This window comes from Maridesulfovibrio frigidus DSM 17176 (assembly GCF_000711735.1).
Lineage (GTDB): Bacteria > Desulfobacterota > Desulfovibrionia > Desulfovibrionales > Desulfovibrionaceae > Maridesulfovibrio > Maridesulfovibrio frigidus.
The window spans coordinates 1-25,109 of the sequence record NZ_JONL01000011.1; the positions used below are offsets into that span (position 1 = coordinate 1).

Here is a 25,109-nt window from a genome sequence, read left to right on the forward strand (position 1 = left end):
GTGACATTATCCGGCAGAGAAAATTGAAATTCAGTTAAATCCGGATATGCATTACCGGCAACAGGATGGCTGATTGTTCCATGTACCAATGTTCCGCCATCCACTTCTAAAGCTTCCATTGTAATTACGGGAACCGGAGTCATGTACCCGAGCAGTTCTTCATTTGAGAGAGTACGTTTGGCCAGTGCGTCCGGATCAAGACCTGCTTCAATGTGACTGAGCGGATCCGGCACAACCATTTCAATTACTTTTACAGTGGTCTTATCATCCGCGAAAATGGCAGATTCTACAAAACCGACTGACAAGTTCGGGTAAGATTTGATTGCTCTGTTTGTTTTGAAAAAGTCCGTGTAATCACCGGCTACTGAAAAATGAGTCGAATCAATAAACTGCGGAATCACGGCTTCTCCGCTCTGATCCTTGGGACGCATCCAGCATTCACTGGCCATCTCTTCCCAAGTCGCAGCGGTCATCCTTAAATGGATACGGCTTTCTACAGGGAACGGCATAGCAGTAACGGACTCTTCGCCACGGGAGACAGTCAGCACGTTCCCGTTACGAGCCGTCACGTTAATCCATTCAACCGCACTCGTTGCAGGATTCACCAGCGCACATCTAAAATGATCGCCAGCAAGCAAGCTTGGAAACAGATCAGCATGATCGGCGGGAATCGTGATTTCCGTTGCTGTATCCGAGATAGCGGAAGTGATGAAACTCTCCGCCAGATTTTTAAGACTTATCATAAACTCTTCCCCTCAAAAGTAATTGCCGGCCCGATCCCCTGCCGCTTAACCAGCGAATCTGAGAAAGCAGAACTGACAGAATAAATATCTCCGATCTTCATCAGAGTATGGACGGACTGCGTTGAAATGGATGATTCACTTTCACAATGACCAGTATCAAAAAGTTCAAGTGATCCTGTAAGTTCTGTAGTTGAACGACTCATAGCCTTGCCCGAACCTTCAGCTTCAAAATGGCAGAAACCACCCCCGAAACTGAACTCAGCAACACCATGGCCGCCTATGCATCCAGACAGAATCAAAACTAACCGTCCTCAATAGAAAGGGTTTCAAGACGCACATGGAAGGTGTCACCCATGTAAACAAGGCGGCCCAGCTCCAACTGCCCAAAATACAAAACATTGCCATCAGAGAACGAATCCATGACAGCGAAATGCGAGACAAAACCGGCATCATCAGTGAATTGAGGGAAGCGGATTTCATCACTGTTTAGAAGCTTGCCGTTAACTGGTTCAGTTCCGAAAATGATCTGCTGCCGTTCGTAGTTTGAATCAAACGAAAGTTCCTTAGCTCCGACCAGATCGCCCATACGCAGAGCGGCCAGAATAGCCCCGTTCTTTTGAAGTTTCACAGCTTCGGAATCTGTCTCGATAATTCCAGAACAAAAAAGAGCCAGATAGACCTTTTCAGGAGGCTGATAAACAACCCCTTTGAGAACATGACCAGCCAGTTTGTCTTTCAGATAAGTTGACTTACAGGTATCCATTAAACCTCTCCTTAAAAGTAATTTCCACTGCGCATCTCAAGCTTTTTATTGGTTCCGCCACGCATTTCTTTGACTCTAATCTCAGCCATAGCTCCATCGAACTTGCGCTGTTCAACCTGCGATCTGGCCGGATCTGACCACCCTTTATCGGGAACAAGCATGAGTTCGGCTTTGGCTCCCGCAGCAATGGCCAGTCCGTGAGTCTCTAAAAGAAACTTCGGACAGGTTGCGGCCGTAACAGACGGAGCAAGAGCATTCACAGTTTGGAGCATGGCGGTTGCATCTTCACGCGGACATGGAATCAGACGGACAAAACCCGGTTCTTCAATTTGATAGTAGCCGGGTACACCGGGTTCATCGCGTACAATTCTGTCATCCATTTCAAGCAGTGAATAATCGTTGAAACGGACTTCTAAAGTATCAGCTACAGTTGCATCAGGAGGAGTCACAAACACATAGCGGCACTCACCGTTGTAGACATCCATCAGGTCTGAAACATGTCTCCAGACTCGCGTTTGCTTGCAGTATTTGATTGCTGAATTCCTGAGCTCTGAAATGATTTGAGGAACTGGACAGCGAGACAGGGCAGGTTGAGCCAGTGGCAAAAATTCACGCCAGCCGACAGTAAGCAATTTAACCATTGCCGCCACCCTGCTTGCTTGCGTTTGGACTCATGAGTAGACGCGCCTTGGCTTCTTCACCAAGAGAAACGTACATCTGACGTAGATTATCCATGCCCTTCTGCCAGTTAGTTGGTGAAGTGCTGTTAACAGCCAAACACAGATAGAGAACGTAATTTACGATGGGCCCAAGGAAGATATCCGACAACTCCATGTCCTGTTCACCGTGAGTAAGCGGACCGGGCCTGCGTGAATATTCGAGTTCAACCCGAACATTCTCAGCAGGTGGCGGCGTTACCCAGTAGACAGTCGGCACTTTCTCTTCAAAAGCGTAGTTGTCGATAATTTCGGAAGGTGGATCCATGTGCCAGAGCAGATTTGAATCATCCAGCGAAGAACGATCAACGGACGTAATTGCAGTTCCAGGAGAGCCATCCGCTTTTACGTTCCTGACCAGACCGATAAACCGGCCCTGGTCAGGAACTTCCTGTTTAGTTGAATTCGCTTCCAACTTCACACGCTCTACGCAAGAGTTTGAATCAGGCCGAATCATAACGACCTGACGCTGTGCGCGAGTGAGATGCAGTAGCAACACATCATCACTAAAGCGCACACAGTCAGGGTCGTGCAGAGCTATGCGAATATCTCTAACAGCTTCGCCGGCAATCATTATTCCACAACCTTTATATTGAAACGGGGAACTGGACGGGCAGTATATTCGATATCTTCTCCGTCACCGCTTTCTTCATAAACAGTTGAGGCAGAATCAGTCAGAACCTTGTAAACGGATTTGGGTACTTTCACCTCAACGCCACGCTTAATTTGATATGAAATACCCTGCACACCGACAAAGACATCATCCCGTCCTTCTGAGCCTTCACCTTCCGCAATGACGATCTTCACTTTTTCTTCCGCTTTCTGGCGTTCCATTTCGGAGCCTTCGAGCTTGGCAACGTGGTCATCAAGTTTGCGGTTTTCAGCTTCTGCGTCTTCACGCGCTTTCTTTTCCAGATCAAGATCGCCTTCGAGTTTTACCTTTTCTTCATCAGCAGTTTTCAATGCGGCTTTTGCTTCAGCAAGTTGCTTTTTCAGATCATCGGCTTCAGAATTAACGGGAGTCTCTTGCGCCTTCGCACTAGTAGCCTCTTTTGCCAAATTTTCACTTTCATTTTTACCAGCCATGATATTCATTCCTCTTAACTGTCAGACGGTGTTTCTGTTACTGCCACTTCAAGGCGAATCATCCAGGCGTCATTCAAAATTGCGCCGGTGTAATAGGTAATCCAACCTACGTGACCGCGCTGGCCCAGCTTATCGCTTTTACTTGGAGTCTTTGGATTAACGACTTTCGGAACAATGGAATCTTTGCCCTTTAGAGCAACATCACCGTAGGCATTGGTTCCAATGATATAGATGGGATATACGTCAGCGTTTGTACCGGATTCAGAAAGCATGTCACTGCCTGAAGCTCCTTTTAAGCCCCCGGCATCGACAATAGGTTCAATGGAAGTGGAAACCACATAGCGGGTATCTTCCACCTTGCCGATTTCGTTTTCATAAGGAGTGAGCTGGCCGTATTCTTCAACAGGAACAAATCCTGGCAAATCCCGAATGTCAGATTCACAATCAGAATGAGTGATCCCAATATATGAAGCGGCAACGGGTTTTGTTCCGTAATGGACGGTGGAACTAAGAACCTTGGTGATCTTTCCGGCTCTCTGCTTTTTAAGTGCGCGAGTAGCCAGACGCTGCATCCCTTTAGTAATTGGCTTGACGACAGCGTTTCGAGCAGTTCCACCGGAATAAATTACATTTGTTCCGCCTCTGAGGATTCCTTCCAAAACCATATCAAGAGTAACTCCAGCCTGTTCACCGAGAATATCCATGGACTCACTAAGGACTGGATCCTCGTGAGTATCTTCGATTACATCAGTGAGTTCGATATAATCACCGTACTGTTTCAAAACAGCGGTAACGTCTGTCTTGCTCAGCTTTTTACCGGCAGGGGTAACACCTTCAACAATCGGAGTAAGAGCTGGAGCAAGCGCATTATATTTACGCCATTTAATGGTCTGCCCTTTGTTCTGAGGCATTTTAAGAGACTGCCCGAACATACCGAAAATATTAAAATGTGAAGCCCTTTCCAAAAATCCAGGTACTGCAAAACCAGCAGTTCTGGGGCTGATATCTCCATATTCAGTTAAAGCCATTTTGATCTCCTACTTATCAGCTGCATCATCAAAACCAGCACCGAAATCATTAGAATCCGGCTTTGATGGCGGCGAGCCTTTACGTTTACCGGGAACGGCAATAACGGCTGCGGCTTTATTCCGATCAACCTTATCCACCTTTCCGGAAGTTGCTTTTTTATACTTGGTCAACAGTTCGGACACTTCTGAAGCACTGCCGGATTTTGTTACTTTAAAAGCCAGTTGTGCTTCTTTGTAAGGAAGAGTTTCAATCCAACTGGTAACGTTACTAGTGAACTTCCCGAGTTCCTCTTTCTTTGCAGGATCAGCGACAAGTTCCATATAATCAGGATGAGCCTTGCCTACTTTCGCAAAGTGATTCTTGCGTTCATCCTGCTCATGGCTGCGAGTAACGGCATCAATCCTTGCTGAAACTTCCTGCGACTGCCAAATAGACTCCAGCATAGGAACAGCTGCTTCAGCTCCGAATTCATGCAGGTTCGCTCTAATTCGTTTTCCCTGATCGGAATCCTCCAAAAGGATCTTTTCATAATCAGGATTAACCCGCAGGATATCCTTCACATCATCAGCTATATCTTCATCAGGATCGACCAGAGCTAGTGTTTGCGGATCTTCGCCACCAGCAGTTCCCGTTTGATCATTGAAGTAGCGGTCAAGAACATCGCGCCCTTCAGCCAGAGAATCACCTTCGGAAGTTTCATCGCCTGTGTCCGCAGAATCCTGCACACTGCCGGATTCATCCTCTTCGGATAAGCTCTGGTCTGAAGCGGACGTATCATCGTCGTCCATTTCTTCTGACTGGGCATCACCGTCATGCCCATCATCAAGGTCGTTTTCAGAATCATCATTCAAAGATTCAGAAGCAGATTCAGCTTCCGTGAAACCTTGCTCAAATTCTTCCGACTCTGTTGTTTCGTCCTGTTCAACTACTTCATCCTTTGCGTGTAGATCTTCGCTTCCCATCACTTCCTCCTACGAATATGCGTCTTGACTCTTTCCAGTTTCCGGAACCGGAGTCAGATCATCTAAAATTTCCTGCAACCCTTGAATTTTGCCCTGAGTCTGCGGAACCTTGTCCACAGCAGCCGTTACAAGGGAGTCCTTTTCCTCTAAAATTTTCAGCTCTAAAAATTGTTTAATCAGCCGGATAGATTTACCGGTCCCAAGCTCATTCAGCTCAGCAAGAACTTCACGGCTATCCATCTTCACTCTCCGATCCCTCTTTAAAGCCATCTTCAAAACTTCCATCCGAACCGATACCCATCTTCACGAGCTGCAATTCAATCCTTTTTCCTTTGCCATCCGGTTGAGCACTTATCCCGCACACATAAGCTTCGGCTTGAAGCTTGATAGTTGAGCCGACCTTGATGTCCTTGACCTTCAGCCCAAGCTTGGTGACAGATTCGTCTTCAAGATGAATCCTCAGCCCATATGGAAAATCGTCTTCGGAAACAGCAACCGGTTTCGAATCCGGTTTTTCTTTGGTCGGCTTACGCCGCAAATCCACTAGCTTCATTCTGCCCTCCCTGTTCGGGCATCACCTGCCCAACTTGTTGCTGAAGCGTTTGAAGCAATCCCTGCGGAACATCCATGCCTTGCTTCTGCATCTCTTCAACAAGCGCACCTATGTTTGCTCTGGCTGATTGCATGGCATTTTCCTTTTCCCAGCTTTCTCGTTCCTTAGTGTTTCTGAGAATGCCTTCGGGCAATTCAAGATTGCTGAAAATTTCTTTGATAAGACGCTCATCATCCACCCAGCCCTCGAATCTGGGATTGTCGGTGATGGCTAGAATGGACTGCATCCTTTCAAGCTGAACCTCTTTGGCCATGAGCACCGAGGAGCCTGTAGCAATGATTTCAAAGTCGCCCTTGATATCCCTGCGTTCATTGAACTGCATGTTCCAGAAATACATTTTGCGGAAAAACGGACGGGTGATGTTTTCATCAAATGATTTGACCAGATCCTTTAAAATCTGGTGCGCTGCTCCGATAAGCATGGAAAGGCCACGCGCAGTTTTGCCGGCTCCGCTCATCTGGGAACCGTCACCGGACATAAAACGGGGAACAGACATATCATCAACCATGTCGTTGAAAACACGCACAAGACCAAGCAGCTCATTCGTATAAGAAGGCATTGACCAGAAATGGACCGCGTTACGGGCATCTTCGATGGATTTGAAAGGCCAGACTTTGAAAGCATGAATGTCGCGGAAGTCTTCGCCCTGCATGAAGGCAGAAGCATTAACCGCAGCTTGAGGACCGCAGGAAACAGCAGCATTATCAATCAACATCCGCATGGATGAATTGAGAGCTTTCTGAGGGTGGCGTAGCAAAGTAGGCAATCCGTCACCCCATATAGAATCTTCGTCTTCTACAAAGTAATCGAACTGGTAAGGAATAGTTGCGCCTTCAAGCGGATTAATGACCGCTTTGATAACTTTGTCGCCAATCATCCAGATATTGGCTGGGAAAATTTCTGCAAGATCCTCTTCGGGAATTTCGACTCCCGCACTCTGCAACTGTTCACCGCTGAGAGTTCCCCAGAATTCATACACACGGTAACGGTTCTCGATCTTGCGGCCGGATCCAGTTTTATCGTTTCTGATACGGTATGAAGATTTTGCATCCAGATCGCCATCGGGATTATCGCGAAGATACTGGCTTATGACCTTAGCTTTAAAGCCTGGGTAATCATTTAAATCGCGCACTTCCTGACGATTATAGACGTGATCCTGAATCACATATTCACAGCTCAGAGCATCCGTAGCATTTGGATCAGGGTAGATATTCCAGACTGAAACAGCTTCATAAAACGGGCGCAGCTCTTTTACCTGCGACTTCTCAAGCGTCCACGTCCCATCCTCATCGATAATGTACCCATCTCTGAATTCTTCACGGACAAGCGGCCCTTTTAGGATTCCGGTTCCATATTTAAGCTTCTGATTGATTACGCTCTTACAAACCGAAAGGTATGACTGACGATCGCCACTACCAACCAGCTGGTCAGCAATCTCATTACTCATTGCATCGGAGGATGCTTTTGCCTGCTTCTCAACAAAGGATTCAATGTCATCATCTGAAAGTTCCTGACCATTCTGCAAAGCCTGATTACGATAGTTCTCAATAACCGTTGGATGAAGTTCCGGATTTGGTGAAGGCTTAAGTCCCCAGTTGCGTTCACCGGAAGAAGGAAAAAGCAAATCCATAAGCTGCGAACGAACCGTTGTCATTTTGACTCTGGTAGCCGGAACAAACATTTTGCTACGCTTGATTTTCTCCATCTCTTTCGGACTGTACTCGCCCTTTTCCTGCAAGTAATCCAAGGCCCAAACCGCTTCTTTATCCTTTCTAGCGGCTTCGGCCTTGGTAAACAGACCTTTAAGGAACGTTCCTAAACTCTGGCTCATGCCGCAGCCTTAGCCTTGTTCGAAGGTCTGGAAGAGAACCACCAACCCACAGCAGAACTGGACATGAAAACGGTATTCATGACGATGTAACGAACCATCTCATTTGCTGTATCGCTGCTAACCAGCACATTGGATTCGGCCAAGTAGCCTGTGAAATGTTGATATGTAGACCATGTTATCCAGCATAGAAATACGGTCATAGTTGGGCGCGTGATGCCCCGCACAAAGTCCGCAACAACCAGCAGAAAATCTGCCCAAGTCTTCTCTTTGCCCCGAGAATAGGTTGCGCTGTCATGCAGCAAGGATTGCTGGTAATTCTGGCCGTCGATTATGGTTTCAGTCATGGCCCGTTCTTCACGCGCTTGCTGAACAGCGACTTCGCCTTCAACACGCATGACTTCAATCTGCTTATCCGCCATCACCATTTCTTGCTTGTGCTGAAGCTCAATTGTTTTGCGCTTCTGCCATTCAGTGATCCAACCGGAAATACCGCCAAAAATGTTTTGAGCGATGGTCGCTATGCCGCCGGTTCCGATACCCAGCAAGGATGAACCGATAATATCAAACAGTCCTGCATCAGCCATGACTAAGCCTCCCGAATTTCGAGCAACAGATCCCGGCCATAGGTAGCGGCCAGAAATTTGCGAAAAGTGTTTTTGGAATTACCGACAGCGAGCTGGCCCCAGATCTGACAAACCACTGAGCCTAAAAGCACACAACCCTTAGAATGAGATTTGAAGCCCTTAGATTTTTCACCTGCAACATTGCCCCAGTGAACCTGCACCGCTGAGCGATCAGGCACACGGACAAACTGGTAAACATAGCTTTTCCAGTGATCTGACCAACGAAGGATGAGTTTATAAATACCGATTGGAATGCAGGAAATACCGTTTGCATTATCAAGCCAGGGAAGCTCGATGGTGAAGCATTTGAAATTCACTTCCGGAATAGTCAGAACGCCGATAGTTCCTTGTTCAGTACTGGGGCGACGCACGATAAAAGCGTCAAGAGGAGGTAAATTTTTCATTACTTAGCCGCCTTGACCTTGAACCACTCCCAACAGGCCATACCCACGAAGCCAATGCCGCCAGTTGCAACAACCCTAACAACCGCACGCCAAAACGCCTTGCGACCTTCAAGCATGATACCGATAGCACCGTGATGAGCACGCATAGCCTTAACGCCCTGACAATGATTGCCGTCACCAAGATCACGCACCATGTCCATGAGCGTGCCGACTTCCTTGGCCGCTTCCGGCTCAAGATTGCACGTGCAAGTGCCTGTCTTCTGCATGGCGACAATGATGCCTTCAGTAACGGCTTCAGATATCTCTTTCTTTTGTTCTGGACTAAGATCACTCACAGCAAACTCCGGTTTGCCGTCCGCCCCCAAAGGTACGAGACGGACGACACGAGGATTAGAAGGAAAGCAAAGCCTCCACGCTTATGAAATCAGTAACATGGGGTTTTGGAGTGAGGACGTGAGAGATCGCCACAGATCAGCAGGGATCAGTGAAGGTAGGGTTGACAGGGTATTGGGGAGGAGTATTTGTACAGAAAGACTAGGAGAATTATAATATGAACAGTACAAGTTTAATAATCGAAGCTAAAAGTATGATATTTCCATTGCTAAATCCGGAAAGTTTTAGCGTGATAATTGCGGCAGTGGCACTGTATTTGTCATACAATAACATACGAAAATCTAATATAACAAAAAGAGACAGTGAAATAAGCTCATGCGCAGTGAGAGCTCTTGAACGAGCGTATAACGCACTCACTAATGGGAAGGTAAATATACCTCCAGAGGCAAATCGTTTAAATTGGTTAACAGCAGCACGACTAATTGAAAATTACAAAAAATTAAAAAGCACAATTAAATTAGAAGAATATAAAACTGTCTGTGAAGAATCTGAAGAGCATTGGAGACATCAATTTTATTTAATTCTTAATATGCATAATATTTCAAGTATAGACTATTACAAAGGGATAAAGCCACCCAATTCTTCGAATAGAGAATATTTAGAGCCAAGGTCACTAATCGTTATTTATAATTTTGCACTTTGGAGAAAAGACAAAAAAGATCCTATAGATTCTGTTGATTTAGTAAAAATATTGGAAGAAAAAAATATTTTTGATGGCAACTATGGATTAAGATATTATCTTCTTGAAGAACTTCCAAAGCGAGGCTACGAGATAGAAGAAGATAGAATGAACCAAGTAGTAGTTAAAGCTAAAGTAAATAAACAAAAATAATTTCTTCGATAAAGGCACCCCGCTCCCGCGGGGTGTTTCATTTAATATCATCTCCAATTCCTAACTCATCCTTACCCTACTTCCCAACCCCCTTTACCCTATCCCACATAGCCCTTGCCGCCTTCCGAGATTTCTCCGATCGTGGGGGGGGGGGGTCGATGGCATTGCCTCCGAAACTTGCTATCTGCAATTTCAGATATTCTAGGACATAGAGCATTTGTTCTGTAGTGATGGACACAAGACACAAAAAAGCCGCAAAACTATCGGGAGTTGATACAGCTTGCTAGTTAAGGAGTGTTGAAGTTCCTGAAAAAATAAAGCTAGAAAATGCGGTTTGTGTCAAGGGAGGGGAAACGGAAAAGAGAAAACGTCCCAGTGACTATTAGGGGCGATGAGTTTGGTGCACTTTTGTTTCTGTTTAGATATTGAAATTTTGACATATCTTTCTGGTGGGAAGCTCATCCAATCGACACTGAATGTCTTCAATCATTGGAGCTGCGCCCATCTCTTTATAAAGAGCTAGAGCCTTGCTCCATAGTTCCTCAGCTCCAACAAGGTCACCCTGGGTTTTGCGGATGTTGGCGAAGTTGCAGCAATCCGCAGCCATGCCTTCTTTGCGGCCCAGCTCTTTGTTGATTTTCTGAGATTTCAGATAAAATTCCTCAGCTCCAACAAGATCACCCTGAATTTGGCGGATATTGCCAAGGTTTCCATAATCCATAGCAATACTTTTTTTGCGTTGCATCGCTTCGTTAATTTTCAAAGATTTTAGATAATAGTCCTCAGCTCCAACAAGGTCGCCCTGCGTCTTACGGATGGTGCCGAGGTTACATAAATTCGTAGCAATGCCTTCTTTACGTCCTAGATCTTCGTTAATTTTCAGAGATTTTAGAAAGTAATCCTCAGCTTTAACAAGGTCACCCTGCATTTTACGAATGAGTCCAAGGTTGCTGCATTGAATGGCAATACCTACTTTGCGCTCGATCTCTTCATTAATTTTCAGAGATTTTAGATAATAGTCCTCAGCTCCAACAAGGTCGCCCTGAATTTGACGGATGTTGCCGATGTTGCCGTAATCCGCAGCCATGCCTTTTTTGTGTCCTAGCTCTTCTTCAATTCTCAGAGATTGCCGATGGTATTCTTCAGCTCCCTTAAGGTCCCCCTGAATTTCGCGGATAATTCCGATATTACAGTATTGTTTGGCCATGCCTTCTTTGTGTCCTAGCTCATCATTAATTTTTAGAGCTTTCAGATAGTATTCTTCAGCTGTATTTAATTTTCCGAGTCGTCTCAGCAAACGCCCTAATTTATTCAAGCCATCGGCATTATCTGGATCAAGTTCAACAGATTTTTGATAGGCTTCAAGGGCATTATGTGTGTCATTTCTAAATGCCAATGCGCCTAAACGTCGATAAGCATGAGCTGATTCAATTTTCTCTGCTTGGGATTGTGCATCAGTTTCTTTTGATTTCTTAAATTTATTTTCAGCGATATTACGAAATAAATCCTTTGCCTTGGCTGGATTACCCGTAAGAAGTTCACGTTCTGCTTCGTCTGCAAGTTGAGCTGTCTCGTCGTGCTTTTCTAATTCTCGCAAGCCTTCAACAGCATCTTTCAGGGCGCGGATTTCTTCGTCTTTGGATTGGAGACTTTGAGTTGCTTCGTTGAGTTGCCCCTCTGTCTTTTCGAGGCGATCATAAATTTTTTCTGCAAGAGCCCCAGAGTCTTCTTTTGGGGGAGAGGTGACAGTGATATTGACAGATGAACCGCTTTCTTTCCTGTTACGCTTGCTCAAAAGCCAAGCAATAAAGCCAGCAATCAGACCTAAAGTTGGAATTAAGACTCCCCAAAAAGAAATCTTTTCTGCATTAGGTAAAGCCCAAAACCAATTATATACTTTATCCCATAATCCCATCATGCTATTTACTCCAATCAAAAACTATCTAGGTTATTTTGCATTTTAATATCATTCAAAATATAGTTACGTTGTTCAACGGCAAACATTTTATTTTAATATGAAAGGACATAAAACATTACTTCACTAATAACAACAAGCAATTATTGATTCGCATTCGTAAATATCATGCTTCTCAGGAAACAGGTTGTTATTTTCAATTTATAAACTTTCCACCATTGACAATCGTACCAAAAGTGGTACATTTATAATTAAGGATCAACCTTAAAAAGCAATCACAAGGAAGTGACTGCTAATCAAAATTACAGGATGTACACGTTAATGAAAAAAATATCCGCTGCTTTTTACAAAACTGAAAAAGGAAAAGAACCTGTAAGAGAATGGCTTAAATCCCTGACAATTGAAGAGAAGAAAAAGATAGGGGAAGACATTCAAACAGCTGAATTTGGTTGGCCTATAGGAATGCCAACCTGTCGGAAACTTGGCAAAGGACTTAATGAAATAAGAACCAATGTTGCTGATAAATGGGCAAGAGTTTTCTTTTGTGTCACTGATGATTTTATGATTTTACTTCATGGAATCATGAAAAAAACAAATACGACTCCCAAGCAAGATATCGATTTAGCAAGAAAAAGAATGAATAATTATAATAAAAAATAATTTCATAAATATTTTAACAAAATGTTAGTATGTGGTGTTGTGAGAGACCAAGGTAAAGATGTAGGTAGACAAGGGGTGTGTGAGATGAAAAACGAACATTTAGGATCTTCGTTTGACGATTTTCTCATGGAAGAAGGAATTCAAGAAGAGGTAACGCGAAACGCATTAAAGAGAGTTATCGCGTGGCAAGTAACTCAAGCAATGGAAAGTGCTAAACTTTCAAAGACCGCTATGGCCAAGAAGATGGACACCAGCCGTTCAGCATTAGATAGATTGCTGGACCCAGAAAATTCCTCAGTCACAATTCAGACTTTGGAAAAAGCTGCACGGGCAGTAAACAAAAGACTTGTAATGTGCCTTGTAGATGAAGGTGAAACCGTGCATGACGCATGCTGCCAATGCGCAGCCGTTTAACACGCTATAAATAAGCGGATTTGCCTTAAAAAGCAGGTCCGCTTTTTAATTTGCAACATGGTTATACCCAACCCCAGTATTCTCCTTAACCCACTCCCACAACTCAGCCTTCTCCGCCATATACTTCCCTTCAACTTGGCGGATAGGCGAACCTTCCTCCTGCGCCCATGCCCGAACAGTATTGCGCCCTACCCCGAAAAGCTTGCCGATATTCTCCAGCCCCGTAACAATTTCAACCGGCCTGACAACCATATCAGTACCCTCCTACTGAATGGGTATTACCCGATAGCCGCCCGTTATTCTGCCATGCGCTCATATCTCCGTCTTCCAGATCCAGCCCTGCCAGCGCATAGAGCATTGCCGCCACTACCGGAAACTCTTCCAACTTGCGCCCTAGATCATCCCGATTCAGCGTATTGTATTCGAGCACGGCCTGCGATTCACCGAAAAATAACGTCTTAATATTCCTAGTTCTGCGATCCACCAGCCTGTCATAATCCCTAAAAGACCTGCTGCCCTTCATGGCCGGAGGCGAAGCCAGATCAATGCACGGCAACCGCAAACGCTGCCGCTGATCATTAAAAAGCTGCACTAAGCGCGTACCAGCATGAGCAAGCGGAGTGCGCCAAATATCAACCAACAAAGACTCCTGCACCGCCGCCATTTCACGGCAAAGCGTATCGTGATCCTCGTGCCGAAACTCCGCCACCAGATCCACTCGATGCTGATCAGTACCGGGTACAACATCTTTATGCTCAGCCAGTACCGTCACCACTCCCGGCTTTATGTCGTGTGGCCATGCTACTGCTCCTGAAACCCTACGGTAGATATTACCGGTCACCGGATCTTTCAGGCTTACCGCACCACTCATGCGTGACTTTACTGCTTTAAGTTTCTCAATCGTTCTCATTTTGTACCCTCAAATTCGTCTTCATCTAGGCTGGCCTAACTCATGTCGCGGCCTTCTGTGAGACCACCGCGCCGCTTGAAATATTCTATCGCCTGCGTCATCACATCCACCTGATCCTTGAATTTAGATCCAGGGAAATGCTCAATCTCATCCAGAAACACATCGAGCCATTCAGCTGATTCCGGCAACCAGACATTACCGCTTTCGATTGTGTCAGCTACCGCCTTGGCCCTGTTTTCCTTATCCCCGCCAGTCACGGACCATGCAACAACAGGTACGGTGGTGGACTCCTGTAAATCCTGAATAACGCTTATGCCGCTTGATTTATCTTCAATCACCACCACGTCCGGACGATTAAGTGCATACCGTGTTTGGATGGACCTTTTCAATTCAGGATATTCCATGCGCTTGCGGATCACATCGAGCAGATAATAGCCGTTGTGCGCTTCCGCCCAGATCTGGCCACATGAATACGCGCTGGTGGTATTAGCTTTCTGAGCCGTATCCCAGTGTTCCACAATGCGGTAAAATTTAGGGAGCTTCGTGTAACTCTTGAACCAGTTCAGCTTGAAGATTGCACCGCCTGCTGGTGAAGGTCGCTGCTGGAGCTGCCCTGCGGCTTCGCTCTTTGATGAAAATGATTCTTCGATAGCTGAAAGGGTTACTTCGTCAAAACGTTCCGGCCAAAGCAGTTCGCCCTCTTCGGTGCGTGGATCATCGAAACCAAGCACCGTATGAAATTTGTTACCTTCGTATCTAGCCGGCAAACAGAGATGCACGTAATCGGCCCCGCTCTTTTCGAGAATATGACCGGACAGATCCTGCTGATGGCCGCGCTGCATGACAACCACAAACGCCCCGGTCTTGGGATCATTCAAACGAGTCTGCATGGTGTTATCCCACCAGTCTAAGACTTCCTTGCGCTTAGCGTCAGACTTAACTTCACTCATGTTGTGCGGGTCATCAGCGACTATGCGGTCCCCTATCGTTATAAATGAGTATTTCTCCTGCATGAGCTGACTTTAACCTCTCGAGCCGTGTCCGTCATCTATAGAGCACTTCACTACAGCCAAGCTGATCCGCCGCCTCATTAAAAGAATATCCTAGATCAGTGACTAGTTTAACGGCAGACTTCCTAAATTCTTCTGAATACTTTCGATTACTCATGAGTATTTCTCCTGCATGAGCTGACTTTAACCTCTCGAGCCGTGTCCGTCATCTATAGAGCACTTCATCCCCAACCCCAGTATTCTCCTTACCCCACTTCCAAAACGCATGCTTCTAAACACAAAAACCTCTTGCCGGTATGTCAAATTTGCCATAAATTAAATTCATGAGTGCAAATCAACGTCAGCTGTTCTGGGTCGGAACCAGCCTTAAAGATCTCCTCGGACAACCTGAAGAAGTAAGGCAATGTGTAGGATACGCTCTGCATGTAGTTCAGGACGGAAGAACACCAGAAAATGCTAAAGCTTTTAAACAAGGCGGCTCCGGCGTTATTGAAATCAGCATAGACCATGACACGGATACATTCAGAACCATGTACGTGGCTAAGCTCGATAAAGGGGTATATGTATTGCATTCATTTCAAAAGAAATCCAAAAGCGGCAAAGCTACCCCGAAAGCTGACATTGATAAAATTCAAGCCAGATACAAAGAAGCTTTAAAAGCAGATAAAGATTAAACAAGATAGATAGCAAAATTAGAGGTATCCACTATGACAATAGAAGCTGGATCAGGAAACGTATTTGCAGACCTTGGCCTAGAACAACCGGAAGAGTTAACTTACAAAGCTAACATCATCATGGAAATTCAAAAGGCCATCAAGGTTCGTGGAATCACCCAGACAAAGGCGGCAGAGATTTGCGGCACGGATCAGCCGACCTTATCGAAAATATTAAGAGGAAACATAACCCTCGCAACAACAGACAGACTTTTTACATGGTTGGTCAGACTCGGGTATATCGTTAAGATTACTATCGAGCCATCAGTTACTTCAGGCAACGTACAAATCTGCACCTGTAGATAAAAGGCCACGCTATGATAGAACTTAAAGTAAAGCCAATTGACGATGACTACGCAGACCTCTGCTTAACAGTTCCAGAAAAAGATGCGGACGAATTAGCTGACATGCTTAAGAAATTTCTGCGTCTAGCAAAATATGAAGTCAGGGAAGTAGAAGAATTCAGTACTGATGCATAAGTTCTTTTTTAATTTACAATTTCAGCTTGATCAACCCCAGTATTCTCCTTAACCCACTCCCAAAGCTCAGCCTTCTCCGCCATGTACTTCCCCTCAACTTGGCGGATAGGCGAACCTTCCTCCTGCGCCCACGCCCGAACAGTATTGCGCCCCACTCCGAAAAGTTTGCCGATATTCTCGAGCCCCGTAACGATTTCAACCGGCCTGACAACCATATCAGTACCCTCCTACGGAATGGGTATTGCCTGACAGCCGCCCGTTATTTTGCCATGCGCTCATATCTCCATCTTCCAGATCCAGCCCTGCCAGCGCATAGAGCATTGCCGCCACTACCGGAAATTCTTCCAGCTTGCGCCCCAGATCATCCCGATTCAGCGTATTGTATTCGAGCACGGCCTGCGATTCCCCGAAAAAAAGAGTCTTGATATTCCTAGTTCTGCGATCCACCAGCCTGTCATAATCCCTGAAAGACCTGCTGCCCTTCATAGCTGGCGGCGAAGCCAGATCAATACACGGCAACCGTAAACGCTGCCGTTGATCGTTAAAAAGCTGCACTAAGCGCGTTCCAGCATGAGCAAGCGGTGTGCGCCAGATATCGACCAGCAAAGACTCCTGCACCGCCGCCATTTCCCGGCAAAGCGTATCGTGATCCTCGTGCCGGAACTCCGCCACCAGATCCACTCGATGCTGATCAGTACCTGGTACAACATCTCTATGCTCAGCCAATACCGTCACAACTCCCGGCTTTATGTCGTGTGGCCATGCTACAGCTCCTGAAACCCTACGGTAGATATTACCGGTCACCGGATCTTTCAGGCTTACCGCACCACTCATGCGTGACTTTACTGCTTTAAGTTTTTCAATCGTTCTCATTTTGTACCCTCAAATTCGTCTTCATCTAGGCTGGCCTAACTCATGTCGCGGCCTTCTGTGAGTCCACCGCGCCGCTTGAAATATTCTATCGCCTGCGTCATCACATCCACCTGATCCTTGAATTTCGATCCAGGGAAATGCTCAATCTCGTCCAGAAACACATCGAGCCATTCAGCGGATTCCGGCAACCAGACATTACCGCTTTCAATTGTGTCAGCTACCGCCTTGGCCCTGTTTTCCTTATCCCCGCCAGTCACGGACCATGCCACAACAGGTACGGTGGTGGATTCCTGCAAATCCTGAATAACGCTTATGCCGCTTGATTTATCTTCAATCACCACCACGTCCGGACGATTGAGTGCATACCGTGTTTGGATGGACCTTTTCAATTCAGGATATTCCATGCGCTTGCGGATCACATCGAGCAGATAATAGCCGTTGTGCGCTTCCGCCCAGATCTGGCCACACGAATACGCGCTGGTGGTATTCGCCTTCTGAGCCGTATCCCAGTGTTCCACAATGCGGTAAAATTTAGGAAGCTTCGTGTAACTCTTGAACCAATTCAGCTTGAAGATTGCACCGCCTGCTGGTGAAGGTCGCTGCTGGAGCTGCCCTGCAGCTTCGCTCTTTGATGAAAATGATTCTTCGATAGCTGAAAGGGTTACTTCGTCAAAACGTTCCGGCCAGAGCAGTTCGCCCTCTTCGGTACGCGGATCATCGAATCCCAGCACCGTATGAAATTTGTTACCTTCGTATCTAGCCGGCAAACAGAGATGCACATAATCGGCCCCGCTCTTTTCGAGAATATGGCCGGACAGATCCTGCTGATGACCACGCTGCATGACAACCACAAACGCCCCGGTCTTAGGATCATTCAAACGAGTCTGCATGGTGTTATCCCACCAATCCAAGACTTCCTTGCGCTTAGCATCAGACTTAACTTCACTCATGTTATGCGGGTCATCAGCGACTATGCGGTCCCCACCTTCACCTGTAGCCCTACCGCCTACTGAGGTTGAAAAACGAAAGCCGCCTGCACGATTCTCAAACTTATCCTTGGCGTTCTGGTCGCGCTTCAGCTCAACATGCGGCCACGCTTCCTTGTACCAGGGCGAAGTCACGATCTCGCGAGTTTTCATATTGTCACGCACGGAAAGCGTTGCAGAATAGGAGCTGAAGAAAAATTGTATCCACGGATTGAAAGTCCATTCCCATGCAGGCCAGCACACGGAAACCGAAAGAGATTTCATATGACGAGGCGGCATGTTGATGAGCAGCCGTTTGATCTGACCAGTACTGACGGCCTCCAGATGCTCAACGATCGCCCCGATATGCCAACCGTCAACGTATGTACGCCCCGGTTCGATCACATGCCACGACTGCTTGATGAATTCACGCAGGCTCATATCAGGCTTACCGGTTCCCATAAATTCGGAACCAGTCTGCGGCACGGAATCTTTCAAATCCATGAGCAGGCCGGACATAAGGCCATTCACTTTCGTCAGTTTGTTTGTCTTTGTCATATCGGATTCATGTAAATATCCCTGATTTCATCGGGCTGAACGCAGAGATAATCAAGGGTTTGTTTTGGACTGGAATGATTGAAAATTTCCATCAGCTGAGCAATTCCGACCTTGTAAACAACCCGCTGCTGATAACCAAATGTCTTGCGCAACGAATGAGAGCCGTAATTGCCCTTGAGATTGATTTTAGAACACCACTTCTTCACTAGCTTGTTTACGTAGTTCGGAGCCATTGGAGCCCCGTTTCTGCTGCTAAAAAGGTATTCCTCTTCGAGAGATCGACACTGATTTGCCCAAGGACGAACAGCTTCAAGCACAGTCGGACTCAATGTGATCCTGCGATTCTTGCCAGTTTTGTTTTCCCTCAGCACAATCTCATCACCGACTTTGGCCCCGACAAATTGATCAACACGAAGTTCAACCAGATCCACAGCCCGAAGGTTGGTATTAATCCCGAGAACAAACAAAGCCAGATCTCTCGGATTCTCTTCGAGCAACTTTTTCAAGCTGGCAATGTCCTTGCGCGAAGTTATCGGATCGACCTTGATTGAGCTTCCCTTTTGCGGATGGTTCGGATTCAACGTCATTTTCAGTCTCCTTTTGTTAAAGTCTAAGTTTCATTATTATTTACACATAATTTAAACTTTAGCAAAAGTTTTTCTAACTAACTTTTCATCAAAAACGCAATAAACACCTAAAAACATTAACTTAAAGACCATTTTAACGAGTCTAATCTTTAGGTTAAAGTTAGACTTATTCTGTTTTGTTAAAAATAAAAGTTAGACTTTTAGCCGCTGCCGATTCCGAAATCCAAACTCGAGTGAACCGCATTGATTTCAGTCAAACGAGAAACGATCCGCTGTTGAACATCAGGATCAGCGAGTCGAATTTCCTCCAGAACGATGGATTGGAACTCTTCAACCTTTTTCAGCGAGTACATTTCACTCTGCATTTTGAAGACAAACTCAAGCTGCTTACGAAGCTCAGCCTGCAATTTGATCAAAAAGCCGCCGATATCGCGATTTTGACCCGCCAGCCGTCGCAATTTTGTATTGCTGTCACGATATTCCTGAGTTCCAGGATCGCCATGAAGGACAAGATGAATCATTTTCAGCAAACCGCGACATTGTTCGCCCAGAGCTTCGAGCTGGTCAGAGAGAGTAAGCTTGGCATCAAGCATCTTTCCCGCTGAAAACAATGCAATATCCTTTGAAACAGCAACATCTAAACGCTTTCTTGCCTTCGAAACAGCAGCTTGTGACACTCCAAAGAATCCTGCAACATGTACTTGCTTCATTCCATGCTCAACTAGCAATTTAATTAACACATCATGGTCAATCTTTCCACTGTTGTAAGACGGGTGTTTCTGCAACTCTTCCAACACTACAGAGGTTTCATTATGCATTTTATCAACTCACAAACGTTACAACTTTACTACTGCTTAACTTTATAACCTCAACACTTCACTTTTGCTCGGTTAATATTAACCTACGCTTAACCACCACCAGCGGCACATTTAGCTTGAAACTCTTCTTCACTCATTCCACTTCCGGAAGTTAACTCGTTCACTTCCATTTCCTCTCGGCATTGGAATCCTCCGCCAAATACTTTTGCCATATTGCCACCAGCAATTAGCCAGGGAAGACTTGCCTTCCAGTCCGGCTTCACTTCACCCAGCAAGTATGGGTAATCTCGAATCTGTTCAAAGTACCATCGCCACCAATCAATCCCGTTTCCATCAGGTCCAACATCACAGTCACACCTCTTAACTTTTCTCATCAGCTCTTCAGTCAGTTTCATCGGTCGTGGCAGCTCTGGGAGAACTTCGCAAAAAACCTCCACCAACTCGTCCCCTTGTGGGGGACTTAAGGGGGGTTTTACGTAGAGAGTAGGATTAGGAGAAGGAGAAGGGGCATTGCCCGAATCGCCATTTTGCATTGCGGAAGCATTGCCGCCTTCATGCTCAAGCAATGCATTAGCATCACCATTATTTTCCTTAACATTTTTATCTTTATCAGCCTGTTTTGATTGAGGTTTTTCTTTACCCCAACGTGCAGCAGCTGCCTTCTTAGCCTTCTCCGACCTTTCTCTAGCTTCGGCGGCCCAGGGTTGCATTTCATCCCAGCCACAAACAAAGAAATGACCATCATCTTTTCCAATTATTTCAAGCTTTAAAAGCATTTCTACATAGTCAGTTCTGTCCAATTTAATCTTACATGCAAAAAGAAGATCTTCCTCATCAAAACAGTCAGGGAAGTGCCCAGAATCACTAGGAAAGTGCTTAGCACAGTAGCACCAAAGCATGATGATCCCCATCACACCTTCAACTCCGAACTGCCTCAGAACCTTTTGAATGCGGAAATCTTCAAAAAACTCAACGTCTAATCGGATATCTGAAACGTTTTTGATTCGACTAGCCACAACGGACTCCTTAAATATTTTTCGGCATTGCGGATTTAATGCACTAGGAATGCTCAAGCATTGCATGAGCATTCGTTTACAAATAACCACTTAAAAAGATTCACTAAACCAGAAAAAGGCAAAAAAAATTTCGACGGCGCGCCGTTTTTTTATAAACTTCAGACATGCTCACGTAGTGCGCTAGTAATGCTTGAGCATTGCATTCGCATTACGCGCTTACTTCTTGACAATTTGATGCCTCAAGTGGAACAACGTTGCAGTTATTCTTATTCAAATACGAGGTTTGCTATGAACAAAGATGAAATGATTGAACTCCTTCGGACTGATGTTGAAGGTTGGAATAAATTTCGTAGGGATAATAGATATGACGTCTTTAACTTTCGAGGCGTAGACCTTCAGAAAGCAAACCTTCAAAACGCAAACCTTCTAGGCGCAAACCTTCAAAACGCAAACCTTCTAGGCGCAAACCTTCAAAACGCAAACCTTCTAGGCGCAAACCTTCAAGACGCAAACCTTCAATACGCGGACCTTCGGGGCGCAAACCTTCTAGGCATAATACTTCTAGGCGCAAACCTTCAATACATAAACCTTCAAGACGCAGACCTTCGCAACTCATTTTTTAACAAACCAGACCTTCGATACGCAAACCTACAAGGCGTACATATTCGAGGCGCAGACCTTCAAGGCGCAGACCTTCAAGGCGCAAACCTTCAAAACGCAGACTTCCGAAACGTAAAGCTTCAAAGCGCAGATCTTAAAAACGCAAAACTTAAAGGTGCAAAACTTAAAGGTGCAAAACTTCGAAAAGCACAATTATTTAAAACACATTTTTCATCCAGATCCCAACTAAACGAGCTTTTGCTTCCTTTAACTGAAAACCAACTTGCAAACTGCATATTTGACGACGAACATAACTTTTACAAACAACAAGCTAAAAGTACCATCAAAGAAGATGTTAAAATATCGGAGACAGGAAAACTTATTTGCAAAGCACTTAAAATCAACTTCACAGATCACACATCATGGACTCCTAGAGACCTTTCTCTATTTTTGGGAGCACTACACCTTAGTTACTCAAACTTGTTATATCTAATGAACACAGACGATACAGACTTAGATCGAATTCAATATGTGCTTGAAAAAAATACTTACTTCCCTCCTCTCGAATATGAAATTTCAATAGTCCAAATCCATAGCGGTTCTCTATCTATTGATATTTCCAAACTAGACTGGAGTGACTACCCTAAGCATCTTAAAATAGTCCTAAGCACTTTAGTAATGCTAGGAACACTTTCAGCTTCAATTGCTTATACAGCCAAAACAATCGCAGAAACAAACTTAGTAAATGAACAAACTCACCACCTTGAAACAGCAAGAGAAAATGGTCTACTCGTTATTCCGAACAACTACATTGCTATCCATCAAGAAAATGAACGTCAGCAACAAGCATGCATTGAAAAACTTTATGAAAACAAAGAAATCCATGACATTGTTGCCAAAACAGACCTCAAAAACTCCACCGTTGCAGCCAACCCACCTCTATTCGTTAACGCTACAGCCTCGCTTTCACGCGCATACCTTGAACTGGCCAAAAGTTACAAAACAGATCCAGAAATAACTCTCCCTGAAGTCGAAGACGAATAAACATCAAGTGACCTCCTTACACCATCAAAAATCCAACCAACTCCAATCCTTTTCATTCTCATTAAGAAACTGGAGCCGCTTGCGCCGATACGCTGTTACCAAGCTACCTGTTGTAGAGTTCCTGCTCTTAGCCACATCAAGCGTCACCTCAACAATGTCATCTACTGTCTTCGGATCCCATGGCCGGATAAAAATAACCTGATCCGCATCCTGCTCTATCGCTCCGGACTCACGCAGATCTGAAAGCAAAGGAATCTTGCTCTTGCGATTTTCAACCTCCCGGTTGAGCTGCGCCAGAACTAGTATCGAGATCCCACATTCAGTCGCCGTCTCTTTGAGCATACGCGAGATTTCAGCAACTTCCCTCTCCCGTGATCCGCCGCGTGAATCAGGACGAAGCAATTGGATGTAATCAATAATTGCGTACCTTAATCCGAATTCCTTTTTCCAACGCCGGCACTGAGCGCGCAGCTCAGAAGCAGAAAGTGAAGGCTTGTCCCAAATACGAAGCCACGGATCCTTCCCATCAAACCACTGAGCGAACTCATAGATATGTGCCCAATCAGCATCTGAAAATTTGCCGTCACGAAACCGCATCCCTTCGACTCCATGAGTCGAGGAAAGCAGACGATTGACGAGCAGATATCTCATCATTTCAAGTGAAAAAATACCGACAGGAACTTTTTGATGAATAGCGTGAAGTGCAAAATTTAAGGCAAGTGCGGTCTTTCCGTTGGATGGACGCCCAGCAAGGATAATGATTTCACCGGGAATCATTCCGCCAGTGATACCGTTGAGCTTATAGAGATGAGTTTTAATGCCGTCCCCACCACGATTCTGAAGATCTTCAAGATACTTAACGTAACCTTTCATAATCTCAGAAGGCTTCTGCGCGGCCACGTCCATGCGTCCCTCAAGAACGGAATCGATGGTTTTCTGCGCGGACGCTGCGAACTCAGACGGATCAGCATCTCCGGAATAGGCATGTTCAATAAGATTCTGGCCGAGCTGCGCCATGGTTCTGCGCTGAGCATGACTCTCTAGCTCCTTAGCCCACCTTGTAGCGTGATGCACAGGTTCAATATCATTGGATAACTCAGCAAGAAAATGTGCCCCCCCACACGCCTCAGAACGACCATTGTTCATTAGCCGATTATTGAGCGTGACAAGATCAATCGGAACATACTCCCGATGCATGGCCAAAAAGGTATTCCAAATATTTTGATGGACGGGACTGTAGAAATAGTCCTCTGATTTTATAATAGGAAGCAGAGAATCAATATTTTTACCACTGGTTCGTAAAACAGCACTGATAACAGCTCTTTCAAGCTCAGGATTATTGGGAGGTGCAGACGTGTTCATGAGCGTACCTCAAAACACATTTCTGTATTTTGGGTAGCATTTGGGTAGCAAAAATAAAAGGGTTTACGATGCTTTTGCAACGTAAACCCTTGAATTATCTGGTGGGCAATACAAGATTCGAACTTGTGGCTTCCAGCTCCGGAGGCTGGCACTCTATCCAACTGAGCTAATTGCCCTCAGCGAAAGAATTGATTACATCCGTGCCGCTAACTGTCAAGAAAAAAGGCTTTATTTGACCGATCTAAACCTAGCAATCTTTTAAGATCATCTTTGAATTATAGCCTTAAGCCTGCTATCAAATTCAGTTCTTTTTAAACTTATATGACATCGCGGCTAAAACCAGCAGAACCACATCCCGCACAATTGTTGTCACCATGCCCGACTTCAGGCTCCCGTCAGTGGAGAAACACCCGCACGCTACATCTAAGCCCCTGTAAAGGTTTGCTGACAATACCGCTATGAACAGTACTAGCATGCTTGATATAATGATTGTGGCCGTTTCGGTTAGCACTCCGCAGACTAGCATCGCCCCGCACGTAAACTCAAGCCACGGCAGGAAGTACGCTATTGGCAGAATCATTACTTCTGGCAATACTTGGTAATTCCTTACGATTTCGGCAAACGCTAGAGGATCTAAAATTTTGCCAGTGCATGCTATTATGAATATTAGCCCTAGTATTACGCGTGGTAAAGATTTCATAGACATACTTAATTCGCCTCCAAATCTTTGCCAAGGCTAAGCCAGCCATCAAGCCCATCAGGGTATACAGCAAGCTTAGAGAATCCCTTCTCAACAAGTTTGCGGCCGACTATTTTACTTTTCCCACACGATAGACCATCACAATATACAATTATCATTTTATCCTTTGGAATGGATGCTATCAGCCCGTCCAGTTCCGCATGAACGGCCCATGAAGGAACGTTAATAGCTCCCGGCACATGCCCCATTGCAAAATCACTGCCACTGCGCGCATCGATGATTACAGCTTCGCCAGACTCAAAAGCTTCGATAAAACCGGCCCCATCGATTTGAATAATTTCAACCTGCTGTGCTGCTAAGCCATTCTGCTCTGATGCGACAGGCCGTAAGTAATTAAAAGACAACGAAAGACCAGCAGCAATTGCGCAAATCAGCAAGGCTTTTAATATGAAAGATATTTTTTTTCCGATTTTCATTAAGTATACCTGAG

Annotated in this window: 36 protein-coding genes and 1 tRNA gene; 8 read left to right on the plus strand and 29 right to left on the minus strand. The window is 45.4% G+C overall.

What is annotated here, in order from left to right; translation table 11 throughout:
• From BR06_RS19425 to BR06_RS0117555, 14 genes are all read right to left on the minus strand, one after another.
• A partial coding sequence (locus tag BR06_RS19425) for a hypothetical protein (protein WP_034603140.1) occupies positions 1-743 on the minus strand: 743 nt, incomplete at its 3' end.
• Positions 740-1,042, minus strand: a complete 303-nt coding sequence (locus BR06_RS0117495) for a hypothetical protein (protein ID WP_031484415.1) — start codon at positions 1,040-1,042, stop codon at positions 740-742. The genes BR06_RS19425 and BR06_RS0117495, both read right to left, overlap by 4 nt.
• Before the next feature lie 2 nt (positions 1,043-1,044).
• Positions 1,045-1,506 carry a phage tail fiber protein gene (locus BR06_RS0117500; RefSeq protein ID WP_031484417.1) on the minus strand — a complete coding sequence of 154 codons (462 nt, stop codon included), beginning with the start codon at positions 1,504-1,506 and terminating at the stop codon, positions 1,045-1,047.
• Between the two features lie 11 nt (positions 1,507-1,517).
• Positions 1,518-2,147 carry a hypothetical protein gene (locus tag BR06_RS0117505; RefSeq protein WP_031484418.1) on the minus strand — a complete coding sequence of 210 codons (630 nt, stop codon included), beginning with the start codon at positions 2,145-2,147 and terminating at the stop codon, positions 1,518-1,520.
• Complete coding sequence (locus BR06_RS0117510; RefSeq protein ID WP_031484420.1) at positions 2,140-2,796, minus strand: phage adaptor protein; 657 nt, start codon at positions 2,794-2,796, stop codon at positions 2,140-2,142. Before BR06_RS0117510 ends, BR06_RS0117505 begins: the two co-directional genes overlap by 8 nt.
• Positions 2,796-3,308 carry a hypothetical protein gene (locus BR06_RS0117515; protein WP_031484421.1) on the minus strand — a complete coding sequence of 171 codons (513 nt, stop codon included), beginning with the start codon at positions 3,306-3,308 and terminating at the stop codon, positions 2,796-2,798. The genes BR06_RS0117510 and BR06_RS0117515 overlap by 1 nt, the downstream gene beginning before the upstream one ends.
• Before the next feature lie 14 nt (positions 3,309-3,322).
• Positions 3,323-4,336, minus strand: a complete 1,014-nt coding sequence (locus BR06_RS0117520) for a N4-gp56 family major capsid protein (protein ID WP_031484423.1) — start codon at positions 4,334-4,336, stop codon at positions 3,323-3,325.
• Between the two features lie 9 nt (positions 4,337-4,345).
• Positions 4,346-5,299 (minus strand): hypothetical protein, encoded by a 954-nt coding sequence (locus tag BR06_RS0117525; protein WP_031484426.1) that lies wholly within the window; start codon positions 5,297-5,299, stop codon positions 4,346-4,348.
• A gap of 9 nt (positions 5,300-5,308) precedes the next feature.
• Positions 5,309-5,539, minus strand: a complete 231-nt coding sequence (locus BR06_RS0117530) for a hypothetical protein (RefSeq protein ID WP_031484427.1) — start codon at positions 5,537-5,539, stop codon at positions 5,309-5,311.
• Entirely contained in the window at positions 5,532-5,852 is a 321-nt protein-coding gene (gene gp10, locus BR06_RS0117535; protein ID WP_031484430.1) for a capsid staple protein, read from the minus strand. The genes BR06_RS0117530 and gp10 overlap by 8 nt, the downstream gene beginning before the upstream one ends.
• On the minus strand, positions 5,827-7,743 hold the full coding sequence (locus BR06_RS0117540) for a portal protein (protein ID WP_031484432.1): 1,917 nt from the start codon (positions 7,741-7,743) through the stop codon (positions 5,827-5,829). Before BR06_RS0117540 ends, gp10 begins: the two co-directional genes overlap by 26 nt.
• Positions 7,740-8,327, minus strand: a complete 588-nt coding sequence (locus BR06_RS0117545; RefSeq protein WP_031484434.1) for a hypothetical protein — start codon at positions 8,325-8,327, stop codon at positions 7,740-7,742. Before BR06_RS0117545 ends, BR06_RS0117540 begins: the two co-directional genes overlap by 4 nt.
• A 2-nt stretch (positions 8,328-8,329) precedes the next feature.
• Positions 8,330-8,770: a DUF5675 family protein gene (locus BR06_RS19945; RefSeq protein ID WP_051677120.1), complete on the minus strand. Its 441-nt coding sequence runs from the start codon at positions 8,768-8,770 to the stop codon at positions 8,330-8,332.
• Positions 8,770-9,105 carry a hypothetical protein gene (locus BR06_RS0117555; protein ID WP_031485410.1) on the minus strand — a complete coding sequence of 112 codons (336 nt, stop codon included), beginning with the start codon at positions 9,103-9,105 and terminating at the stop codon, positions 8,770-8,772. The genes BR06_RS19945 and BR06_RS0117555 overlap by 1 nt, the downstream gene beginning before the upstream one ends.
• Positions 9,106-9,320: 215 nt before the next feature.
• Here BR06_RS0117555 and BR06_RS0117560 point away from each other — a divergent pair, with 215 nt between their 5' ends.
• Complete coding sequence (locus tag BR06_RS0117560; protein ID WP_031485412.1) at positions 9,321-9,995, plus strand: hypothetical protein; 675 nt, start codon at positions 9,321-9,323, stop codon at positions 9,993-9,995.
• Between the two features lie 418 nt (positions 9,996-10,413).
• Here BR06_RS0117560 and BR06_RS0117570 read toward each other — a convergent pair whose 3' ends face one another.
• Positions 10,414-11,913, minus strand: a complete 1,500-nt coding sequence (locus tag BR06_RS0117570; protein WP_051677177.1) for a tetratricopeptide repeat protein — start codon at positions 11,911-11,913, stop codon at positions 10,414-10,416.
• A 318-nt stretch (positions 11,914-12,231) separates the two neighbouring features.
• Here BR06_RS0117570 and BR06_RS0117575 point away from each other — a divergent pair, with 318 nt between their 5' ends.
• Both BR06_RS0117575 and BR06_RS0117580 read left to right on the plus strand, forming a co-directional pair.
• Positions 12,232-12,570, plus strand: coding sequence for a type II toxin-antitoxin system RelE/ParE family toxin (locus BR06_RS0117575; RefSeq protein WP_211252489.1), 339 nt, complete (start codon positions 12,232-12,234; stop codon positions 12,568-12,570).
• A gap of 84 nt (positions 12,571-12,654) precedes the next feature.
• Positions 12,655-12,984 carry a helix-turn-helix domain-containing protein gene (locus tag BR06_RS0117580; protein ID WP_051677178.1) on the plus strand — a complete coding sequence of 110 codons (330 nt, stop codon included), beginning with the start codon at positions 12,655-12,657 and terminating at the stop codon, positions 12,982-12,984.
• A 45-nt stretch (positions 12,985-13,029) separates the two neighbouring features.
• Here the strand turns inward: BR06_RS0117580 and BR06_RS0117585 are convergent, their stop codons facing one another.
• The 4 genes from BR06_RS0117585 to BR06_RS20390 all read right to left on the minus strand — a co-directional run bounded on the left by BR06_RS0117585 (position 13,030) and on the right by BR06_RS20390 (position 15,061).
• Positions 13,030-13,236 carry a hypothetical protein gene (locus BR06_RS0117585; RefSeq protein ID WP_031485422.1) on the minus strand — a complete coding sequence of 69 codons (207 nt, stop codon included), beginning with the start codon at positions 13,234-13,236 and terminating at the stop codon, positions 13,030-13,032.
• Between the two features lies 1 nt (position 13,237).
• Positions 13,238-13,825 (minus strand): hypothetical protein, encoded by a 588-nt coding sequence (locus BR06_RS0117590; protein ID WP_156952733.1) that lies wholly within the window; start codon positions 13,823-13,825, stop codon positions 13,238-13,240.
• A 104-nt stretch (positions 13,826-13,929) separates the two neighbouring features.
• Entirely contained in the window at positions 13,930-14,907 is a 978-nt protein-coding gene (terL, locus tag BR06_RS0117595; protein ID WP_051677179.1) for a phage terminase large subunit, read from the minus strand.
• A 31-nt stretch (positions 14,908-14,938) separates the two neighbouring features.
• Positions 14,939-15,061, minus strand: coding sequence for a transposase (locus BR06_RS20390; RefSeq protein WP_235727755.1), 123 nt, complete (start codon positions 15,059-15,061; stop codon positions 14,939-14,941).
• Positions 15,062-15,227: 166 nt separating this feature from the next.
• Here BR06_RS20390 and BR06_RS0117605 point away from each other — a divergent pair, with 166 nt between their 5' ends.
• The 3 genes from BR06_RS0117605 to BR06_RS20395 are packed head-to-tail and all read left to right on the plus strand — an operon-like array spanning position 15,228 to position 16,096.
• On the plus strand, positions 15,228-15,578 hold the full coding sequence (locus BR06_RS0117605; RefSeq protein ID WP_031485425.1) for a type II toxin-antitoxin system RelE/ParE family toxin: 351 nt from the start codon (positions 15,228-15,230) through the stop codon (positions 15,576-15,578).
• Between the two features lie 33 nt (positions 15,579-15,611).
• The gene (locus BR06_RS0117610) at positions 15,612-15,923 is read left to right on the plus strand and encodes a helix-turn-helix domain-containing protein (RefSeq protein WP_034603142.1); all 312 of its coding nucleotides are present in this window, start codon (positions 15,612-15,614) and stop codon (positions 15,921-15,923) included.
• Between the two features lie 11 nt (positions 15,924-15,934).
• Complete coding sequence (locus BR06_RS20395) at positions 15,935-16,096, plus strand: hypothetical protein (protein WP_156952734.1); 162 nt, start codon at positions 15,935-15,937, stop codon at positions 16,094-16,096.
• Positions 16,097-16,104: 8 nt separating this feature from the next.
• On the opposite strand, the gene BR06_RS0117620 is transcribed toward BR06_RS20395, so the two are convergent.
• From BR06_RS0117620 to terL (BR06_RS0117630), 3 genes are read right to left on the minus strand one after another with little or no spacing between them, the layout of a single operon-like run.
• Positions 16,105-16,311 (minus strand): hypothetical protein, encoded by a 207-nt coding sequence (locus BR06_RS0117620; protein ID WP_031485427.1) that lies wholly within the window; start codon positions 16,309-16,311, stop codon positions 16,105-16,107.
• Between the two features lies 1 nt (position 16,312).
• Positions 16,313-16,969 carry a hypothetical protein gene (locus BR06_RS0117625; RefSeq protein ID WP_031485428.1) on the minus strand — a complete coding sequence of 219 codons (657 nt, stop codon included), beginning with the start codon at positions 16,967-16,969 and terminating at the stop codon, positions 16,313-16,315.
• Between the two features lie 35 nt (positions 16,970-17,004).
• Positions 17,005-18,090, minus strand: a complete 1,086-nt coding sequence (gene terL / locus BR06_RS0117630; protein ID WP_169738259.1) for a phage terminase large subunit — start codon at positions 18,088-18,090, stop codon at positions 17,005-17,007.
• A 129-nt stretch (positions 18,091-18,219) separates the two neighbouring features.
• Here terL (BR06_RS0117630) and BR06_RS20580 point away from each other — a divergent pair, with 129 nt between their 5' ends.
• Entirely contained in the window at positions 18,220-18,507 is a 288-nt protein-coding gene (locus BR06_RS20580; protein ID WP_169738260.1) for a hypothetical protein, read from the plus strand.
• On the opposite strand, the gene BR06_RS0117635 is transcribed toward BR06_RS20580, so the two are convergent.
• From BR06_RS0117635 to BR06_RS0117645, 3 genes are all read right to left on the minus strand, one after another.
• Complete coding sequence (locus BR06_RS0117635) at positions 18,489-19,079, minus strand: tyrosine-type recombinase/integrase (RefSeq protein WP_031485430.1); 591 nt, start codon at positions 19,077-19,079, stop codon at positions 18,489-18,491. The genes BR06_RS20580 and BR06_RS0117635 overlap by 19 nt on opposite strands.
• A 200-nt stretch (positions 19,080-19,279) precedes the next feature.
• Positions 19,280-19,789 (minus strand): hypothetical protein, encoded by a 510-nt coding sequence (locus BR06_RS0117640; RefSeq protein WP_156952735.1) that lies wholly within the window; start codon positions 19,787-19,789, stop codon positions 19,280-19,282.
• A gap of 197 nt (positions 19,790-19,986) precedes the next feature.
• Entirely contained in the window at positions 19,987-20,913 is a 927-nt protein-coding gene (locus tag BR06_RS0117645; RefSeq protein WP_031485432.1) for a hypothetical protein, read from the minus strand.
• Positions 20,914-21,201: 288 nt separating this feature from the next.
• On the opposite strand from BR06_RS0117645, the gene BR06_RS19950 reads away from it, so the two are divergent.
• On the plus strand, positions 21,202-22,557 hold the full coding sequence (locus tag BR06_RS19950; RefSeq protein WP_169738261.1) for a pentapeptide repeat-containing protein: 1,356 nt from the start codon (positions 21,202-21,204) through the stop codon (positions 22,555-22,557).
• Between the two features lie 24 nt (positions 22,558-22,581).
• Here the strand turns inward: BR06_RS19950 and BR06_RS0117655 are convergent, their stop codons facing one another.
• The 4 genes from BR06_RS0117655 to BR06_RS0117670 form a co-directional block, all read right to left on the minus strand.
• Complete coding sequence (locus BR06_RS0117655) at positions 22,582-23,919, minus strand: replicative DNA helicase (RefSeq protein ID WP_051677182.1); 1,338 nt, start codon at positions 23,917-23,919, stop codon at positions 22,582-22,584.
• 99 nt (positions 23,920-24,018) lie between these two features.
• Positions 24,019-24,095 (minus strand) — tRNA-Arg (locus BR06_RS0117660).
• A 125-nt stretch (positions 24,096-24,220) separates the two neighbouring features.
• Complete coding sequence (locus BR06_RS0117665; RefSeq protein WP_031485435.1) at positions 24,221-24,625, minus strand: MauE/DoxX family redox-associated membrane protein; 405 nt, start codon at positions 24,623-24,625, stop codon at positions 24,221-24,223.
• Positions 24,626-24,627: 2 nt separating this feature from the next.
• Positions 24,628-25,095, minus strand: coding sequence for a rhodanese-like domain-containing protein (locus tag BR06_RS0117670; RefSeq protein WP_031485436.1), 468 nt, complete (start codon positions 25,093-25,095; stop codon positions 24,628-24,630).
• Between the last annotated feature and the right edge of the window lie 14 nt (positions 25,096-25,109).

Excerpts from the sequence above, each read along its gene's own strand:
- BR06_RS0117500 (WP_031484417.1), bottom strand. The coding sequence starts at position 1,506 with ATGGATACCTGTAAGTCAACTTATCTGAAAGACAAACTGGCTGGTCAT.
- BR06_RS0117505 (WP_031484418.1), bottom strand. The coding sequence starts at position 2,147 with ATGGTTAAATTGCTTACTGTCGGCTGGCGTGAATTTTTGCCACTGGCT.
- BR06_RS0117510 (WP_031484420.1), bottom strand. The coding sequence starts at position 2,796 with ATGATTGCCGGCGAAGCTGTTAGAGATATTCGCATAGCTCTGCACGAC.
- BR06_RS0117515 (WP_031484421.1), bottom strand. The coding sequence starts at position 3,308 with ATGGCTGGTAAAAATGAAAGTGAAAATTTGGCAAAAGAGGCTACTAGT.
- BR06_RS0117520 (WP_031484423.1), bottom strand. The coding sequence starts at position 4,336 with ATGGCTTTAACTGAATATGGAGATATCAGCCCCAGAACTGCTGGTTTT.
- BR06_RS0117525 (WP_031484426.1), bottom strand. The coding sequence starts at position 5,299 with ATGGGAAGCGAAGATCTACACGCAAAGGATGAAGTAGTTGAACAGGAC.
- BR06_RS0117530 (WP_031484427.1), bottom strand. The coding sequence starts at position 5,539 with ATGGATAGCCGTGAAGTTCTTGCTGAGCTGAATGAGCTTGGGACCGGT.
- gp10 (WP_031484430.1), bottom strand. The coding sequence starts at position 5,852 with ATGAAGCTAGTGGATTTGCGGCGTAAGCCGACCAAAGAAAAACCGGAT.
- BR06_RS0117540 (WP_031484432.1), bottom strand. The coding sequence starts at position 7,743 with ATGAGCCAGAGTTTAGGAACGTTCCTTAAAGGTCTGTTTACCAAGGCC.
- BR06_RS0117545 (WP_031484434.1), bottom strand. The coding sequence starts at position 8,327 with ATGGCTGATGCAGGACTGTTTGATATTATCGGTTCATCCTTGCTGGGT.
- BR06_RS19945 (WP_051677120.1), bottom strand. The coding sequence starts at position 8,770 with ATGAAAAATTTACCTCCTCTTGACGCTTTTATCGTGCGTCGCCCCAGT.
- BR06_RS0117560 (WP_031485412.1), top strand. The coding sequence starts at position 9,321 with ATGAACAGTACAAGTTTAATAATCGAAGCTAAAAGTATGATATTTCCA.
- BR06_RS0117570 (WP_051677177.1), bottom strand. The coding sequence starts at position 11,913 with ATGATGGGATTATGGGATAAAGTATATAATTGGTTTTGGGCTTTACCT.
- BR06_RS0117575 (WP_211252489.1), top strand. The coding sequence starts at position 12,232 with ATGAAAAAAATATCCGCTGCTTTTTACAAAACTGAAAAAGGAAAAGAA.
- BR06_RS0117580 (WP_051677178.1), top strand. The coding sequence starts at position 12,655 with ATGAAAAACGAACATTTAGGATCTTCGTTTGACGATTTTCTCATGGAA.
- BR06_RS0117585 (WP_031485422.1), bottom strand. The coding sequence starts at position 13,236 with ATGGTTGTCAGGCCGGTTGAAATTGTTACGGGGCTGGAGAATATCGGC.
- terL (WP_051677179.1), bottom strand. The coding sequence starts at position 14,907 with ATGCAGGAGAAATACTCATTTATAACGATAGGGGACCGCATAGTCGCT.
- BR06_RS20390 (WP_235727755.1), bottom strand. The coding sequence starts at position 15,061 with ATGAGTAATCGAAAGTATTCAGAAGAATTTAGGAAGTCTGCCGTTAAA.
- BR06_RS0117605 (WP_031485425.1), top strand. The coding sequence starts at position 15,228 with ATGAGTGCAAATCAACGTCAGCTGTTCTGGGTCGGAACCAGCCTTAAA.
- BR06_RS0117610 (WP_034603142.1), top strand. The coding sequence starts at position 15,612 with ATGACAATAGAAGCTGGATCAGGAAACGTATTTGCAGACCTTGGCCTA.
- BR06_RS20395 (WP_156952734.1), top strand. The coding sequence starts at position 15,935 with ATGATAGAACTTAAAGTAAAGCCAATTGACGATGACTACGCAGACCTC.
- BR06_RS0117620 (WP_031485427.1), bottom strand. The coding sequence starts at position 16,311 with ATGGTTGTCAGGCCGGTTGAAATCGTTACGGGGCTCGAGAATATCGGC.
- BR06_RS0117625 (WP_031485428.1), bottom strand. The coding sequence starts at position 16,969 with ATGAGAACGATTGAAAAACTTAAAGCAGTAAAGTCACGCATGAGTGGT.
- BR06_RS20580 (WP_169738260.1), top strand. The coding sequence starts at position 18,220 with ATGACGAGGCGGCATGTTGATGAGCAGCCGTTTGATCTGACCAGTACT.
- BR06_RS0117635 (WP_031485430.1), bottom strand. The coding sequence starts at position 19,079 with ATGACGTTGAATCCGAACCATCCGCAAAAGGGAAGCTCAATCAAGGTC.
- BR06_RS0117640 (WP_156952735.1), bottom strand. The coding sequence starts at position 19,789 with ATGAAGCAAGTACATGTTGCAGGATTCTTTGGAGTGTCACAAGCTGCT.
- BR06_RS19950 (WP_169738261.1), top strand. The coding sequence starts at position 21,202 with ATGAACAAAGATGAAATGATTGAACTCCTTCGGACTGATGTTGAAGGT.
- BR06_RS0117655 (WP_051677182.1), bottom strand. The coding sequence starts at position 23,919 with ATGAACACGTCTGCACCTCCCAATAATCCTGAGCTTGAAAGAGCTGTT.
- BR06_RS0117665 (WP_031485435.1), bottom strand. The coding sequence starts at position 24,625 with ATGTCTATGAAATCTTTACCACGCGTAATACTAGGGCTAATATTCATA.
- BR06_RS0117670 (WP_031485436.1), bottom strand. The coding sequence starts at position 25,095 with ATGAAAATCGGAAAAAAAATATCTTTCATATTAAAAGCCTTGCTGATT.